We start from the raw sequence: 14,343 nt of genomic DNA, 5'->3' as shown, positions 1-14,343 counted from the left end.
ACGGCGGCATGGCTCCTGCCTGCTGCAACCCACCCCGGAGATCAATGGAACGCAACGTAGCTGCCACGCTCGTTTTTAAGACCGCAGCCAGCACGAAAGTAGCCATGGCCATAGCCGTGGCCAACAACGCGGGCTACGACTCAGTGACGGAGAGCCTCTCCATCACCGCCGCCGGCAACGAGGTTCCGTACGCCGAACTTAACGACCACCACGGGGGCCGCTTCCACTACCTGGAACTCGACGAGCCCACGGAAGTAACGGTGGATTACCGGGCCACTGTTCATGGCTTCGGGCAGCCCGACACCTCGGATCCCATGGAACTGATCAGGTATGTCAGGCCCAGCCGCTACGCGGAGTCGGACAGGCTGCTGCCTACCTCCTACGCCGAGTTTGGCGGACTGCAAGGCGCGGAACTGCTCCAGGCCGTCCGCGATTGGGTCAACGGTGAGCTCCGCTACGTCAGTGGCTCCTCACGCGGGACCGACGGGGCCGTGGAGACGCTGCTCCACCGCAAGGGAGTTTGTCGGGACTTTGCCCACCTGGCCATCGCCCTGCTGCGATCCAAGGATGTCCCGGCGCGCCTGGCGGCCGTGTATGCGCCTGGCCTGAGCCCCATGGATTTCCATGCGGTTGCTGAGGCACACATCGACGGCGGCTGGCACGTGATCGACCCTACGGGCCTGGCGCCGCGTGGATCCATGCTGCGCATCACCGCGGGACGCGACTCCTCGGACACCGCATTCCTGTCCACCGTGGGCGGCAGCCTGTCGTTGAAGACACTCAAAGTCAGTGCCTCCGTTAACGGAATGCTCCCGGAGGAGAACCCCCGGGAGCTTGTCAGCCTGCGCTAGTGGCCCGCCACCGACGCCCTGAGCTTTTCCGTCAGCCGCAACAACTCGCGTTGTTCCTCTGCCGTAAGGGCCGGAGCAACCAAGTGGGCGATGTCGCGCACGTGCTCCCGGCCGATGGCCCTTTGCAACTCGCGTCCCGAGTCGGTGAGTGAGAGCAGTACTCCACGACCGTCGTCGGGCGCTGCGGTGCGCTCCACCAAACCCCGCTTCTCCAACCGGTCAACCAAGCGGCTCAAGCTGGACTGGCTCAACAGCACCTTGTCATTGATCTCGTTCAGGCGAAGCTGCCCTGACGGGCACCGGGACAGGGTGAACAGGACGTCGTACTCCTTGACGGGGAGCGTCTTGAAGGCCGGTCCGGACTGAAGTTTCCGCATCACCGCCACCTGGGAGCGGAACAAGGACTCCCAGGTTTCGGCGGCGAGGCGAACGGCGGAAGACGCCGCGCCTGTTGGGCTGGACATCAGGCGTCCTGCCCCGCGGCCCCGGCAGCAGCGGATTCGCTGACCTTGGCCTCCAGCGCTGCGGCCACGCGGGAAGCGTGGGTGGGCGCATCGGGCACGTGGGCGGGCTTCATGGCAGCGTATTCCTTGCGGAGGACCGGCAGTACTTCTTCGCCGAAGAGGTCCAGCTGCTCCAGGACGGTCTTCAGGGGAAGGCCGGCGTGGTCGATCAGGAACAGCTGGCGCTGGTAGTCACCGAAGGCCTCACGGAAAGTCAGGGTCTTCTCGATGACTTCCTGCGGGCTGCCCACGGTCAGTGGCGTTTGGGACGTGAAGTCCTCCAGCGAAGGTCCGTGGCCGTACACCGGCGCGTTGTCGAAGTACGGGCGGAACTCCTTGACGGCGTCCTGGGAGTTCTTCCGGATGAAGAACTGACCGCCGAGACCGACGATTGCCTGGTCTGCCTTGCCGTGTCCGTAGTGCTCGTAACGCTCACGGTAGAGGCCGATCAGCTGCTGGTAGTGCTCCTTCGGCCAGAAGATATTGTTGGCGAAGAAACCGTCGCCGTAGTACGCGGCCACTTCGGCGATCTGCGGCGTGCGGATGGAGCCGTGCCACACGAAGGGGGCGACGTCGTCGAGCGGCCGGGGCGTGGAGGTGAAGTTTTGCAGCGGTGTGCGGAACTTGCCCGACCAGTTGACGGTGTCCTCATCCCACAGCTTGCGCAGCAGGCTGTAGTTTTCGATGGCCAGTTCGATGCCGTCCTGGATGTTCTTTCCGAACCAGGGGTAAACCGGCGCGGTGTTGCCACGCCCAAGGACCAGGTCCACGCGGCCGTCGGAAAGGTGCTGCAGCATGGCGAAGTCTTCGGCGATCTTGACCGGGTCATTGGTGGTGATCAGGGTGGTGGCCGTTGAGAGCGTGATGCGCTCGGTCTGCGCTGCGATGTAGGCCAGCGTGGTGGTAGGGGAGGAGGAGAAGAACGGCCGGTTGTGGTGCTCGCCCAGGGCGTACACGTCCATGCCGATTTCTTCGACCTTCTTGGCGATGGCTACGGACGCCTTGATGCGTTCGTTCTCCGTGGGCGTGCGGCCCGTGGTGGGGTCAGTGGTGATGTCACTGACGCTGAATACGCCGATCTGCATGATGTGCCTTTCTCCCTGCCCGTGGTCCCGGGCTCTGTAAACAGTGTACCTCAAACTAGATGCATTTGCATGTATCAGTGGCTGTAACAGGACAGGGCCGGGAAATGTTCCCGGCCCTGCGTAAGGGGTTTGTGCGCGGTTACTCCGCGGGATTATGGGCCGCGCGGCGGCCCTTCACCCGGGGAATCATGCCCGTGGTCCAGTCCTGGAAGTCGTCGGATCCGCCCGCGCCTTCGGGTTGTGGAGTGGGTTTATCCTGCAGGTCCTTCAGCAGTTGCCTTTTCTCGCGCCGTCCCTCCACCAGCTTGTAGAGCACCGGAACCAGGACCAGTGTCAGCGCGGTAGAGGAGACCAGGCCGCCAATGACCACAATGGCCAAGGGCTGCGAAATGAAGCCGCCGCCCCCGGTCAGGCCCAGCGCCATGGGAGTCAACGCAAACACGGTGGCAAGGGCAGTCATCAGGATCGGGCGCAGGCGCTGGCGGGCCCCGTGCGTGATGGCATCGGCCACGTTCATGCCGGCGCGCCCATCGTGTGGTTTGCGGTACTGGTTGATCAGGTCGATGAGCACGATCGCGTTGGTGACCACGATGCCTACCAGCATCAACATGCCGATCAGTGAGGGGAGGCCCAAGGGAACACCGGTCAGCAGCAGCAGGCCGACGGCACCGGTGGCGGCGAAGGGGACCGAAACCAGAAGAATCAACGGTTGGATCAGGGACTTGAAGGCCGCCACCATGATGACGTAGACAATCGCGATGGCAGCAAGCAACGCCAGGCCGAGTTGCCGGAAGGATTCTGCCTGCTGTGTGGTAGCTCCACCGATCGTGGCGGTAACACCCGACGGCAATTCGACCGAAGCCAGCCGCTGCTGGACTGCGCTGCTGACGCTGCCAAGGTTGGAACCCGACGGCGTCACAGTCACCTTTGCGGTCCGTTGACCGTTGCTGCTTGTGATGGACACGGGCGTGTCCACCTGTTCGACGGCGGCGACACTTTCCAGCGTTACGGGACCACGCGCCGTCGGCAATTGCAGCGCGCGCACGGCGGCGATGCTGGTGAAGCGGGTTCCCTCGCCGATCTGCACCGGATAGTCGTTGGTGTCGATGCGTACCGTGCCGGCAGGTATGGGGCTGACCGTGGAAGCAAGGAAAGCGCCCACCTGCTCCTCCGTCAGCCCGGCAGCTACCGCCTTGGCACGGTCCACGCGAACCTGGACCACCGCCTGGGTAGAGGCAAGGTTGGTAGCCACCTCGGTGCTTCCCGGGACTCCCGTCATCGCCTGGACCATGGCATCGCTGGCCGTCCGCAGGTCCGCTGAGTTGGCGGCCTTGATGGTGATGTCCACCGTGGACGACGTACCGAAGCCACCCTGCTGGGATCCAACAGTGACCTTGCCGGCCGCCCCCTCGAGCTTGGCGCGGACCGCGTCCTGGAGCTTGGCCTGGTTCATCTTCTCGTCAGTGACAATCGTGAACGTGGAGTTGGACGAACCTGTGGACGTCAGCGCTGCGAAGCCCGTCTGGGCATTTCCGGAGGTGACCTGCACGTCCTTGATGCCATCCATGCCATTGAGGGCGTCCTCTATCTTCGCGGCCTCATCGCTGGTGGCCTGGAGGCTCGTTCCGGCGGGAAGGACCTGGCGCACCGTCATGCTGTTTTCGCCCGAGCGGCCCAACAGATCTGTAGCCAGCAGCGGCGAAACCGCGATGGTGGCGACGAGGACCACGGCGGCCGCGGACAGCGTGAGGACCGGGTGCTTCTGCGTCTTCTCAAGGATGGGCAGGTAGCCGCGTTGGAGGCGGCTTCGCTGTTCCGCTTCCCTTGCCTTTTCCGCGGACTCCCTGGCGGAGGAGCGATCCTCCACGCCTTTGCCCTTGGAAGAGAGGAACCAGTAAGCCAGAACAGGAACAATGGTCAGCGAGACCAGCAGTGACGACAACAGGGCGATGGTCACCGTCAGGGCAAACGGGCGGAACAACTCTCCGGCCAGGTCCCCGACGAACGCTATGGGCAGGAACACTGCCACGGTGGTGAGCGTGGACGCGGTAATCGCCCCGGCCACTTCCCGGATGGATGTCAGGATGGCCGTCAGCTTGTCTTCCCCGTAGCTGAGGTGCCGCTTAATGTTCTCGATCACCACAATGGAATCGTCTACAACGCGGCCGATCGCGATGGTGAGTGCGCCCAGCGTCAGGATGTTCAGCGAGTACCCGGTGGCGGAGATGCCGATGAAGGTGATCAGCAGTGACAACGGAATCGAGACCGCCGTGACCAGGGTGGACCGCACGGACATCAGGAACACCAGGATGACGGCCACAGCGAAGCCCAAGCCAAGGAGGCCCTCGGTGGTGAGGTCCTTGATGGATTTTTCGATGAACGGGGCCTGGTCAAAGACCGGAGTGAACGTCGCGTTGTTGCCCAGCTCGTCCTGCATGGGTCCGATGGCATCCCGCACCGCATGGGAGATAGCGACAGTATCGCCCTCGGGTTTCTTGGTGACCGACAACGCCAGCGTGGGCTTGCCGTTGGTGCGGGTGATGGACGTGGCGGCATCATCCTGGATGCTGACGTCGGCCACCGCGCCAATGGTCGCAGCATTCTTGGCGCCGGCCAGCGGAAGTCCTTTGATGATGTCCAAGGAATCCACCGGGCTGCCGAGCTGCAGCGACAACGTCTTGCCCTGGTCCTCGATGGTCCCAACAGGCACCAGTGTGCCGTTGTTCTTCAACGCACTGCTGATAGACTGGACCGACGTCCCGGTGCTGGCAAGATCGGCCGGGCGGGGTTGGATCAGGATGTGTTGGCGCGCGCCACCGGTCACATCGGCGCCGCGAACGCCGTCGATCTTTTGGAGCCTGGGGACGCTGAGCCGCAGCAGGTCGGCATTGAGTTCGCTCAGGGGCTTGTCCGAGGAAACCGCCAGGAAGACGATCGGGAAGTCGCTGATGTTGCCGGCGATGGCCTGTGGTTCGACGTCGGCCGGCAGAGCCCGCTTGGCGTTGGAAATAGCCCGGTCGATCTGGTTCCTGGCCCTGTCCAGGTTTGAACCGTAGGTGAACACCATGGTGATCTGGGAAACGCCGTTGCGGGACGTGGAAGTGGTGGACTCAAGGCCCTCGACGCTGTTCAGGGCCGTCTCGAGCGGCTGGCTGAGCTGCTTGTCCACAACCTCTGGAGAGGCGCCCGGCATGGAGGTGACAACCGTGATCTGTGGGAACTCGATCGAGGGAATGAGTTCCTGTTTCAACGATCCCATGGTGATCACGCCGAACACCGCCGCAAAGACGGTGATCAGCGCGATCAGGGCCCGGTTTCCCAGGGAAAGCTTGGCCAGGCGGAACATTGCATTGACTCCTGAGGTCTACGAAACGATTCGTCTGACGGGAACCGGCCGCAGCCCCGGGATGGCCTAGCTTTGGACGGCGTTTGCCACTTCCAGCTGCAGGGACCTGGCCGTGCTTGCTTCCAGCTCGGCAGCCAACTCGGGGTTCTCGTTGAGCTTGACGCCGTATCCGGGCATCATGTCCTTGAGCTTGGACTGCCAGCCCTTGAAGTTCTTGGGGAAGGACTTTTGCAGCAGCTCGATCATGATCGGCACGGCAGTGGAAGCTCCCGGGGAGGCGCCAAGAAGAGCGCCGATCGAGCCATCGCGGGAGGCGATAACTTCCGTGCCGAACTGGAGCACGCCGCCCTTTTGCGGGTGCTTCTTGATGATCTGCACACGCTGTCCGGCAGTAATCAGCTCCCAGTTGCCGCCGGAAGCCTCGGGATAGTACTCGCGGAGGGACTCGACCTTGGCTTCGTGGCGCTTGGCAACTTCCTTGATGAGGTAGGCCGTGAGGTCCATGTTGTCCTTGGCCACTGCCAGCATCGGGATGATGTTCCCCGGACGGATGGACAGCGGAAGGTCCAGGTAGCTGGAGGTCTTCAGGAAGTTCGTGGAGAAGCCTGCGTATGGGCCGAACAGGAGGGAACGCTTGCCATCCACGTAACGGGTGTCCAGGTGGGGGACGGACATGGGAGGCGCGCCAACCGATGCCTGGCCGTAGACCTTTGCGCTGTGCTGGGAGGTGATGGCGTCATCGGTGCAGCGGAAGAACTGGCCGGAGACAGGGAATCCACCGTAGCCCTTGCTTTCCGGAATACCGGAGGCCTGGAGCAGGTGCAGCGCACCGCCGCCGGCGCCAACGAAGACGAAGTTTGCGTGGATGCGTCCGTGCTCGCCCGACTTGGCGTGCTTGAGGGAGAGGTCCCAGCCACCGCCTGCTGCGCGGTTGATGTTGGTGACGTCGTGACCATAGTTGACCTCGGCGCCGCTGCCTTGGAGGTAGCCGGTCAGCTCGCGTGTCAGGGCACCGAAGTCGACGTCGGTGCCTTCCGCGGCGCGGGTAGCGGCGACGCGCTGCTTGCGGTCACGGCCCTTGACGATCAACGGGGCCCACTTGGCGATCTGGGCCTGGTCCTCGGTGTACTCCATGCTGCGGAACAGCGTGTTTGGCTTGAGGGCCTCATAACGGGTCTTCAGGAAGTTCACGTGGTCATCGCCAATGACGAAGCTCATGTGCGGAACGGTGTTGATGAAGCCCTTGGGGGAACCAATGACGTTGCTGTCCACCAAGTGGGACCAGAACTGCCGGGACAGCTGGAACTGCTCGTTGATGTGCAGCGCCTTGGACGGGTCCACGGAACCGTCTTTGGCTGCCGGGGAGTAGTTGAGCTCACACAACGCGGCGTGTCCGGTGCCTGCGTTGTTCCACGGACCGGAACTCTCAAGCCCCGCTTCGTCGAGTCGTTCGAACATGGAGATGGTCCAGGAGGGTTCAAGTTGCTTGATGAACGCACCCAGGGTGGCACTCATGATTCCGCCGCCAATAAGGACGACGTCGGCATGTTGAGTCTTGGAAATGAAGGTCACAATCAATCTCCGTTAGCGGCGGCACTGGCTGCTACAGAATATCCCCGCGCAGTCTCAATACTGAAATTACGGCCGATCGTCAAGGCTTTAGGCGGACGTTCGTGAAAACTTCGTTCAGCACGGGGGAGGCGGGGTAGCTTTCCACCTTGTCGGACAAAGCCAGTGCCGAGATGGGGAAAGCGATGGGGACGGCCGGTACCGAAGCAGCGATGTCCGCGTTGATGGCCTGGTACTGCGCGTTGCGCTCATCGCCGTCGGGCATTGCACGTGCCCGCTCGATCTTGTGGAAGACATCCGAATCGGAGTACCCGAACTCTGCGCGGGTTTCCCCGAACAACGGACCAAGGAAGTTGTCGGCATCGGCGTAGGAGCCGTTCCAGCCGAGCAGGTGCAGGGCGCGGTCCCCGGGTGACTGCACCTTCTGGAGATAGCCATCCTCCCAGTCCACGGGAACAGGCTTGATGTTGAAGCCCACGGCTACCAGCTGACGGCTGATTTCCGCGTAGATCTTCTCCGGCGTCGGCATGTAGGCCCTGGTGGCGTTCAGCGGATAGTAGAACTTCAGCTCTTCGCCTTTGTAGCCTGCCTTGGACAAGAGCTCCTTGGCTTTGTCCGGGTTGTACCCCAACGAGGGGGCATTGTTGTTGAAGCCGCTGAGCTTCGGCGGCACGAACTGTGACGCCTGCGTGGTGTTGTCGATAAAGAACTTCCGGATCAGCGATTCCTTGTCGATGGCCATCTCAATCGCCTGGCGGATCTCCGGCTTGTCCAGGGGCGCAACGGCCTGGTTGATGCCGAGGTACATCACGGAGAAGGGGTCCCTCTGGATGATCTGGACACCCTTCTTGACCAATTGGTCGAAGGTTCCGGAAGTCACGAGGTCGTAGGCGTCGATTTTCCCGTCCAGCAAAGCCTGCTGGCGTGTCTCGGCGCGGTCGTAAGGGATGAAGTTGATGGTGGCTATCTGGCCGCGGTTTCCCCAGTAGTTCTTGTAGCTCGCCAGGGTGACTTGCTTGTCGTCCCAGGCGCTGAATTCATAAGGTCCGGTTCCTACCGGGTGGCTTGCGTAGGTGGAGATCGCCTCGCCATTACGGACCTGGTCCAGGACGTTTGCTTTTTGGGCTGCCAAAGCTGCGGGGGAGGAGATCGCGAAGGCCGGCAACGTGAGTGCCTTCAGGAACCCAGTGAAGGGCCGCGTCAGGTTGATCTGGACGTTGCTGGCCGAAACTACCTTGCAGTCCTTGAAGATGGAGAAGACCGGGGCGTCGGAGTACGCCTTGAAAACACTCTGGAAGGAGATTCCCGGGGCCTGCTTCCGGAGTTCAGGGGAGAACGAGAACCAGCGGTCGAAGTTGGCGCAGACAGCGGTGGCATCCAGCGGGGTTCCGTCATGGAACGTGACCTGGGAGCGGAGCGTGAAATCGTAACTGAGGCCGTTGTTGCTGTCTTTCCATTCCGTCGCCAGTAGCGGGGTAGTCTGCCCGGTTTCGCCGTCGACGCCCACGAGGCCTTCGAGGACCTGACGGGTGATGCGGTAGGACTCGGAATCCGACGTCAATGCCGGATCGAGGCCCAACGGCATGGAGGATGTTCCGAAATTGAAAGTTGCCGTCGGCTCAGCGGTGGCGGTGGTGCCAGGGGAAGAAGGCGCGGGGCCTGTTGTTCCAGTACATGCCGCCAGCCCCAAGGCCACAACCACGGCTCCGAACTGTACGGTCAGGCGCCGCCTTTTGCTGCTTGCCACTCTTGTCCCCTCAAGCCGGTTGGAAGTGCTGTGGCCGGCTTCGGCCAGACCGCATTACAGTCTAATTGAACGTCCTGAGTGCACTCCCCAGCGCATCTTCAGGAAGCTCCCCGGCTGCTGGAGGAAAAAGTGCCCCCGGGTTCTCTCACCAAGGGGCACTGCCTGCGGCTCGAAGCCGCTGTGCTTCTTCACTGCATCTGTGCGCAAGGGGGGACTTGAACCCCCACGCCCGAAGGCACAGGAACCTAAATCCTGCGTGTCTGCCAATTTCACCACTCGCGCCGGCGGCAGCCAAGCGGCCCATGGACCGCCTTCTACCGGCCTCCAGTGTACCCGCTAGTTGTCCAGCTTCAGATCGCGCCGGAGCTTGGCTACATGCCCTGTGGCCCGTACGTTGTACTGCGCCAGGGACACCTTTCCCTCCTCGTCCACCACGATGGTGGAACGGATCAGCCCCATGTACGTCTTGCCATAGTTCTTTTTCTCGCCCCAGGCAGCGTACGCATCGGCCACCGCGTGGTCAGCGTCGGAGAGCAACGGAAACGTCAGGGCTTCTGCATCGGCGAACTTGGCCAGGTCCTTGACCGTGTCGGGGGAAATGCCAACCACCCCGTAACCTGCGGCCTGCAAGGAACCCAGCGTGTCGCGGAAATCACACGCCTCCTTGGTGCATCCGGGCGTGGAGGCCGCCGGGTAGAAATAGACGATGGTCTTTCGCCCACGGAAGTCCGACAATCCCACGTTATTGCCGGTTTGGTCCTGAAGGGTGAAGTCCGGTGCGGTGTCGCCCGGGATAAGTCGTTCAGCCACAATATTCTCCTTGCTTACGATCGCGATTTACCAGTTTAGTGGGGAGAAGGCACGTCCGGGCCTGTTGCGCGCATATACTGTCGGCATGCCAGATATGGAGAGATGGCCCACTACCCGATTGCTTTCAACAGCTGCGCGCCTGGTGGAAATCTCGTGGAACGAAAAATTGAAGTCCATCGGCCTTACCCACGCCGGCGTCATTGCCATGCAGGTGCTTGCCGCCAAGGGTGCCATAACCCAAGCCGCCCTGGCCGAGGTTGCAAGGGTCAAGGCCCAGACCATGGGAACTACCCTCGCGAGGCTCGAACTGCACGGGCACGTCACGCGGCACCGCAGTGACTCCGACCGCAGGAGCCATGTGGTGACACTGACGGAGGCCGGAACGGCAGCCCTCGCGGAAGCTGTGAAGCTTGAGCAGGACGTCCTTTCGCCCGTAGCCGTGGACACCGCCAGGTTGCGTGAAGAACTCAGGATCGTGGTCCGGGGGCTGGCCGGCATCCCGGCACCGGAGCAAGCAGTCCAGGATGACGGGACCGAGCTGTCCCAAGGCTGAGCGCGTCCAGCACCCCGTATGAACAACACGCCCCGCGCCGGGTAGCCTGCGCGGGAAACAGAAAGGCTCCGGATCGTCGAAACGATCCGGAGCCTTTTCCTTTATGGTGCACCCCCCGGGACTCGAACCCGGAACCCATTGATTAAGAGTCAATTGCTCTGCCAGTTGAGCTAGAGGTGCAGCAATTACTGTGGTCAATTCGAGGAATTCGCATTCCTCATTGACCTCCGCAACGACAAATAACTCTACACTACTTTTCGTGCGCTTATGACCACTGTTCTGGTGGCATGTCGAACTTTCGCGATGGCTAATCTTTCGCCACTGCTTAAAAGCGAAAGGCCTTGGAGATCATTGATCTCCAAGGCCTTTCTTTGTGGTGCACCCCCCGGGACTCGAACCCGGAACCCATTGATTAAGAGTCAATTGCTCTGCCAGTTGAGCTAGAGGTGCAGCTGTTGTATTCAACCGCATGGGGGCTTTGATTTCCCCGGCGATCTCCGCAACGACAAGTAACTCTACACGACTTACCCCTCAGTGTGAAATCGACGCCCACCACCGCCCCTGGCCCGGGGTCAAGGCCCCAAAATCAGCGCAAAATCAGGGTTCTGGTTGTTGCTGACGACCCATAAGCTGCCGTCCGGGGCCTTGGCCACGTCCCTCAAGCGCCCGTATTGTCCTGTGAAATAAGCCACAGGCGTGCCGGCTGCCTCATCTTCGAGTGGAACGGCCCAAAGTCGTTGGCCCCGGAGTGCCCCCGTGTAGGCCACGCCGTCTACTATCTCCAACCCACTGGGTGAGGCTTCCGACGTTGACGGCCAAACAACCTTGGCGTCGATGAATCCTTTCCTTCCGGGGGCTCCGGTCACTGTGGGCCACCCGTAGTTGCCGCCAGGGGTAATCAAGTTCAACTCGTCGTCCACGTCGGGCCCAAACTCGCTGGCCCAGAGCCGGCCGGCGCTGTCCCACGCCAAGCCTTGGACGTTCCTGTGGCCATAGCTGTATACCGGGTTGTCATTGCCGAAAGGGTTGCCGGGGGCCGGCTGGCCCTCCGGCGTCAGGCGCAGGATCTTGCCCCCGAGGGCGCTGGGGTCCTGCGGCTGGTCACGCCGCTGCGAGTCGCCGGTGCCCACGTAGAGGAGCCCGTCCGGGCCGAACCGGATGCGGCCACCGTTGTGGGTGGACGCCTTCGGTATCCCGCTGAAGACCACCTCGGTTGCGCCAAGGGCCAGGCTGCCATTCGCATCGCCGCTGAGCTTAACCCGGGCAATCCTGTTGTCGTTGGAGGCCGTGAAGTATACGTACAGCCAGTGGTCCGTTTCGAACGTCGGAGACAACGCGAGCCCCAGCAGCCCGCCTTCCCCGCCAGGGACCACGCCCGGTAGCTGGCCAACGGTGGTTGCCTGGCCATCGCGAATGCTCTTCACCAAGCCCGAATCGCGTTCGGAGACCACAGCCGTGCCGTCTGGCAGGAAAGTGACCGACCATGGCAGCTGCAACCCGACGTCGAGCTTTTGCTCGACCCGGAGGCTCTTGGGAGGCCCGTGCGACACCGGCCCGCTGCTGCCACCGGGAGTTGCCGCCGAACGCGGCGACGACGGGCTGCCGGTGCAGGCGGTAAGGGTAAGGATGGCGGCGATGGCACACGCCAAACCAACCCGTCTGCCCGCTGGGAATCGCTCCATGCCCGCCCGCTGCCGCCGGATCAAGACCTGTCGCGGCCGTTAATGCCTGCTACGCCGGGGAGGGCGGAAGCCTGCGGCTTCAGCATGTGCCGCGGATTCGAACCAGACATCCGCGGCGACGTCCTCGTACCCCGCCGTGTCTTCGTCGTGATAGGTCATGGCAGAAGCGCTGGCCTTCACCGGGTAGCCGTCCTTGGCCGAGCTGGAGGAACCCGTCCCATACGGGTGCTCGACGGCCAGGTGCCCTGAAGGAACCGTTTCTTCCGCTGCGGCACTTTCGGCGCCTGGCAGGGTGGGGGAGTGGGAGTCCGTGTACTCGTGGTGATGCACGGGTGCGCCGCTCTCGTCCGTCCAGGACGATTCCCACTCGGCTTTGTCGGCTTCCGCATCGGCACTGCTGCTGTCAGCCCTACCGCCGTCGACCACGGCGGGATCATTCGCCACCGCGTCGGTATCCACCTGAACGTCCGTATCCACTTGAACGTCCGTATCCACCGCCGGTTCGGTGTCCACAATGGGTTCGCCTACCGTGGGCTCGTCCACAACAGGCGCGTCAATGACTGGTTCCTCCACCGTGAGGCCGGGTGTCGGACCCTGCTCCAGGTCTGATGAACCGGTGGACGGCGAATCGTCGACGACGGGGGCCGGCCCGTGGGCCTCGGGTTCCGGCGTAACGCGAGGCGCGTCGGCAACCTCGGGCTCCCCGGCAGTCTCGGGTTCCCCGGCAACCTCGGGTTCGCCGGCGAGGTCAGGTTCTTCGGCCGCGCGTTCCTCGCGGGTCGGCCCGCTGCCCTCGGCGGCCGTGGTGCCCAGGTTCGTGACGCCCGCCAAACCTGCCACGCCCGCGGCCGCGGCGGCGGTATCAGGAATGGTGCCCCGGTTTCCCGGCTCCATGGCCGCTGGGGCTGTTGTTGCCCGGGCCTGGGCCGCGGTGGAATCCGGCGCCTTGTTGCGGCTCATGAGCCACCAAATAATCGCGACGACCAAAACAATGACAATGACCCAAATTAACCAATCCATGGCGGGTGCCCTTCTGCTCACAGGGGTGCAGCTCGTGGTATTTCCGACGTTACGTGTCCGTCTTTGGGCTGTCCAGCGTTTGACCTGCTGGTTTACGCAAATTGTTCAGCCTACTTAGTGATTATGGCTTTGAAATTCACTGCCTCCGAATTCGTGCGGGTCGCCTAGTCTGGCTGCATGGACTTCAAAAGGCTGCAGATTTTGCGCGAATTGGCGGACCGGCAAAGTGTAGGCGCAACAGCAGAGGCCATGAATGTCACGGCTTCGGCGGTCTCGCAGCAGTTGAAGACATTGCAAGCCGAAATCGGGGTTGTCCTCGTGGAAAAAGTCGGCCGGGGTGTGCAACTGACCGAAGCGGGGCAGGCCATGGCCGCCGCCGCTGCCGACATTGCCACGGCCATGGCCAAGGCAGAGTCCACCGTGGACAGTTACAGGAAGGGCTGGCAGGCCAGGGTGTCCGTGGCTTTCTTTCCCAGTGCGGCCGAGATGCTGTTGCCTGGCGTGCTCCACCGTGTGGCGGCGGTGGAGGGCTTGGCGTTCGATGCCCACTTTGAGGACCCTGGAACCGCCTTTTTCGCCCCCTTGGTGGCTGACTACGATATTGTCCTGGCGCATAGCGTGGACGGGCCCGACGTGTTTGCCCGGAAGGGGCTCACCGTCGTGCCGCTCCTGGAAGAAGCGCTGGACGTGGCCATGCCTGCCGGGCATCCGCTGGCGGCCCGGACCCGGCTGCGTCCGGCCGATGTCATCGATTTTCCGTGGATTGGGGTACCTGAAGGATTTCCCTTCGATACGGTCCTTCGCCAGATAGAGCTTCATGCGGGGAGGCCTGCCCAGAGGGGGCAACGCTACCCGGACCTCCGGGTGCTGGAGGCGTTGGTGGGCGCCGGGCATGGGATTTGCCTGCTGCCACGGTATACGGCCAAGGCGAGCGCAAGTCGGGGACTGGTGCTCCGGCCGCTCACGGACGTTAAGGCGAGCAGGAGCATTGTCGCCTTGGCGCGCCAGGAAGTTGCCGCACGGGCCACGATCAAGGGCGTCCTCGACATGCTCGAAAGCGAAGCGGCCGGCATTGCCAGGGAGCTCGACGGGTCCGGCCCAGGCCCCCGGGGACCGGCGCGGGCTGACGGCGGTAGTCCGCAACAATCGGGAGGAGGCGCTTAACCCGGCAGGGAAC

General features: G+C 62.9%; 11 protein-coding genes and 3 tRNA genes. 3 read left to right on the top strand and 11 right to left on the bottom strand.

Features of this window, described 5'->3' with window-relative positions; genetic code table 11:
- Positions 1-44: 44 nt before the first annotated feature.
- Positions 45-851, top strand: a complete 807-nt coding sequence (locus tag AC5RU9_RS00460) for a transglutaminase-like domain-containing protein (RefSeq protein ID WP_494014936.1) — start codon at positions 45-47, stop codon at positions 849-851.
- Here AC5RU9_RS00460 and AC5RU9_RS00455 read toward each other — a convergent pair.
- The 7 genes from AC5RU9_RS00455 to bcp all read right to left on the bottom strand — a co-directional run bounded on the left by AC5RU9_RS00455 (position 848) and on the right by bcp (position 9,911).
- Positions 848-1,315 carry a MarR family winged helix-turn-helix transcriptional regulator gene (locus AC5RU9_RS00455; protein ID WP_494014935.1) on the bottom strand — a complete coding sequence of 156 codons (468 nt, stop codon included), beginning with the start codon at positions 1,313-1,315 and terminating at the stop codon, positions 848-850. The genes AC5RU9_RS00460 and AC5RU9_RS00455 overlap by 4 nt on opposite strands.
- Positions 1,315-2,439, bottom strand: coding sequence for an LLM class flavin-dependent oxidoreductase (locus AC5RU9_RS00450; RefSeq protein WP_494014934.1), 1,125 nt, complete (start codon positions 2,437-2,439; stop codon positions 1,315-1,317). The genes AC5RU9_RS00455 and AC5RU9_RS00450 overlap by 1 nt, the downstream gene beginning before the upstream one ends.
- 139 nt (positions 2,440-2,578) lie before the next feature.
- Entirely contained in the window at positions 2,579-5,785 is a 3,207-nt protein-coding gene (locus tag AC5RU9_RS00445; RefSeq protein WP_494014933.1) for an efflux RND transporter permease subunit, read from the bottom strand.
- Positions 5,786-5,851: 66 nt separating this feature from the next.
- Entirely contained in the window at positions 5,852-7,357 is a 1,506-nt protein-coding gene (locus AC5RU9_RS00440; RefSeq protein ID WP_211711606.1) for a malate:quinone oxidoreductase, read from the bottom strand.
- Positions 7,358-7,436: 79 nt separating this feature from the next.
- Positions 7,437-9,101 carry an ABC transporter substrate-binding protein gene (locus tag AC5RU9_RS00435; RefSeq protein WP_494014932.1) on the bottom strand — a complete coding sequence of 555 codons (1,665 nt, stop codon included), beginning with the start codon at positions 9,099-9,101 and terminating at the stop codon, positions 7,437-7,439.
- A 200-nt stretch (positions 9,102-9,301) separates the two neighbouring features.
- A tRNA-Leu gene (locus AC5RU9_RS00430) sits at positions 9,302-9,383 on the bottom strand.
- A gap of 54 nt (positions 9,384-9,437) precedes the next feature.
- Positions 9,438-9,911: a thioredoxin-dependent thiol peroxidase gene (gene bcp / locus AC5RU9_RS00425; protein WP_494014931.1), complete on the bottom strand. Its 474-nt coding sequence runs from the start codon at positions 9,909-9,911 to the stop codon at positions 9,438-9,440.
- Between the two features lie 85 nt (positions 9,912-9,996).
- Between bcp and AC5RU9_RS00420 the strand changes: the two genes are divergently transcribed.
- Positions 9,997-10,464, top strand: a complete 468-nt coding sequence (locus tag AC5RU9_RS00420) for a MarR family winged helix-turn-helix transcriptional regulator (protein WP_249184153.1) — start codon at positions 9,997-9,999, stop codon at positions 10,462-10,464.
- Between the two features lie 104 nt (positions 10,465-10,568).
- On the opposite strand, the gene AC5RU9_RS00415 is transcribed toward AC5RU9_RS00420, so the two are convergent.
- From AC5RU9_RS00415 to AC5RU9_RS00400, 4 genes are all read right to left on the bottom strand, one after another.
- A tRNA-Lys gene (locus AC5RU9_RS00415) sits at positions 10,569-10,644 on the bottom strand.
- Positions 10,645-10,838: 194 nt separating this feature from the next.
- A tRNA-Lys gene (locus tag AC5RU9_RS00410) sits at positions 10,839-10,914 on the bottom strand.
- A 122-nt stretch (positions 10,915-11,036) separates the two neighbouring features.
- Positions 11,037-12,146: a PQQ-dependent sugar dehydrogenase gene (locus AC5RU9_RS00405; RefSeq protein WP_494014930.1), complete on the bottom strand. Its 1,110-nt coding sequence runs from the start codon at positions 12,144-12,146 to the stop codon at positions 11,037-11,039.
- A 39-nt stretch (positions 12,147-12,185) separates the two neighbouring features.
- Positions 12,186-13,166: a sunset domain-containing protein gene (locus AC5RU9_RS00400; protein ID WP_494014929.1), complete on the bottom strand. Its 981-nt coding sequence runs from the start codon at positions 13,164-13,166 to the stop codon at positions 12,186-12,188.
- Positions 13,167-13,343: 177 nt separating this feature from the next.
- On the opposite strand from AC5RU9_RS00400, the gene AC5RU9_RS00395 reads away from it, so the two are divergent.
- Positions 13,344-14,330 (top strand): LysR family transcriptional regulator, encoded by a 987-nt coding sequence (locus AC5RU9_RS00395; RefSeq protein ID WP_494014928.1) that lies wholly within the window; start codon positions 13,344-13,346, stop codon positions 14,328-14,330.
- The last annotated feature ends 13 nt before the right edge of the window (positions 14,331-14,343 follow it).

The organism is Arthrobacter sp. B0316-5-4 (assembly GCF_059090325.1).
Note: the sequence above shows the minus strand (reverse complement) of the source record. Positions and strands in the feature narration are given on the sequence as shown.

Bases quoted from the DNA above. Each gene is read 5' to 3' on its own strand.
- AC5RU9_RS00460 (WP_494014936.1), top strand. From the start codon at position 45: ATGGAACGCAACGTAGCTGCCACGCTCGTTTTTAAGACCGCAGCCAGC.
- AC5RU9_RS00455 (WP_494014935.1), bottom strand. From the start codon at position 1,315: ATGTCCAGCCCAACAGGCGCGGCGTCTTCCGCCGTTCGCCTCGCCGCC.
- AC5RU9_RS00450 (WP_494014934.1), bottom strand. From the start codon at position 2,439: ATGCAGATCGGCGTATTCAGCGTCAGTGACATCACCACTGACCCCACC.
- AC5RU9_RS00445 (WP_494014933.1), bottom strand. From the start codon at position 5,785: ATGTTCCGCCTGGCCAAGCTTTCCCTGGGAAACCGGGCCCTGATCGCG.
- AC5RU9_RS00420 (WP_249184153.1), top strand. From the start codon at position 9,997: ATGCCAGATATGGAGAGATGGCCCACTACCCGATTGCTTTCAACAGCT.
- AC5RU9_RS00405 (WP_494014930.1), bottom strand. From the start codon at position 12,146: ATGGAGCGATTCCCAGCGGGCAGACGGGTTGGTTTGGCGTGTGCCATC.
- AC5RU9_RS00400 (WP_494014929.1), bottom strand. From the start codon at position 13,166: ATGGATTGGTTAATTTGGGTCATTGTCATTGTTTTGGTCGTCGCGATT.
- AC5RU9_RS00395 (WP_494014928.1), top strand. From the start codon at position 13,344: ATGGACTTCAAAAGGCTGCAGATTTTGCGCGAATTGGCGGACCGGCAA.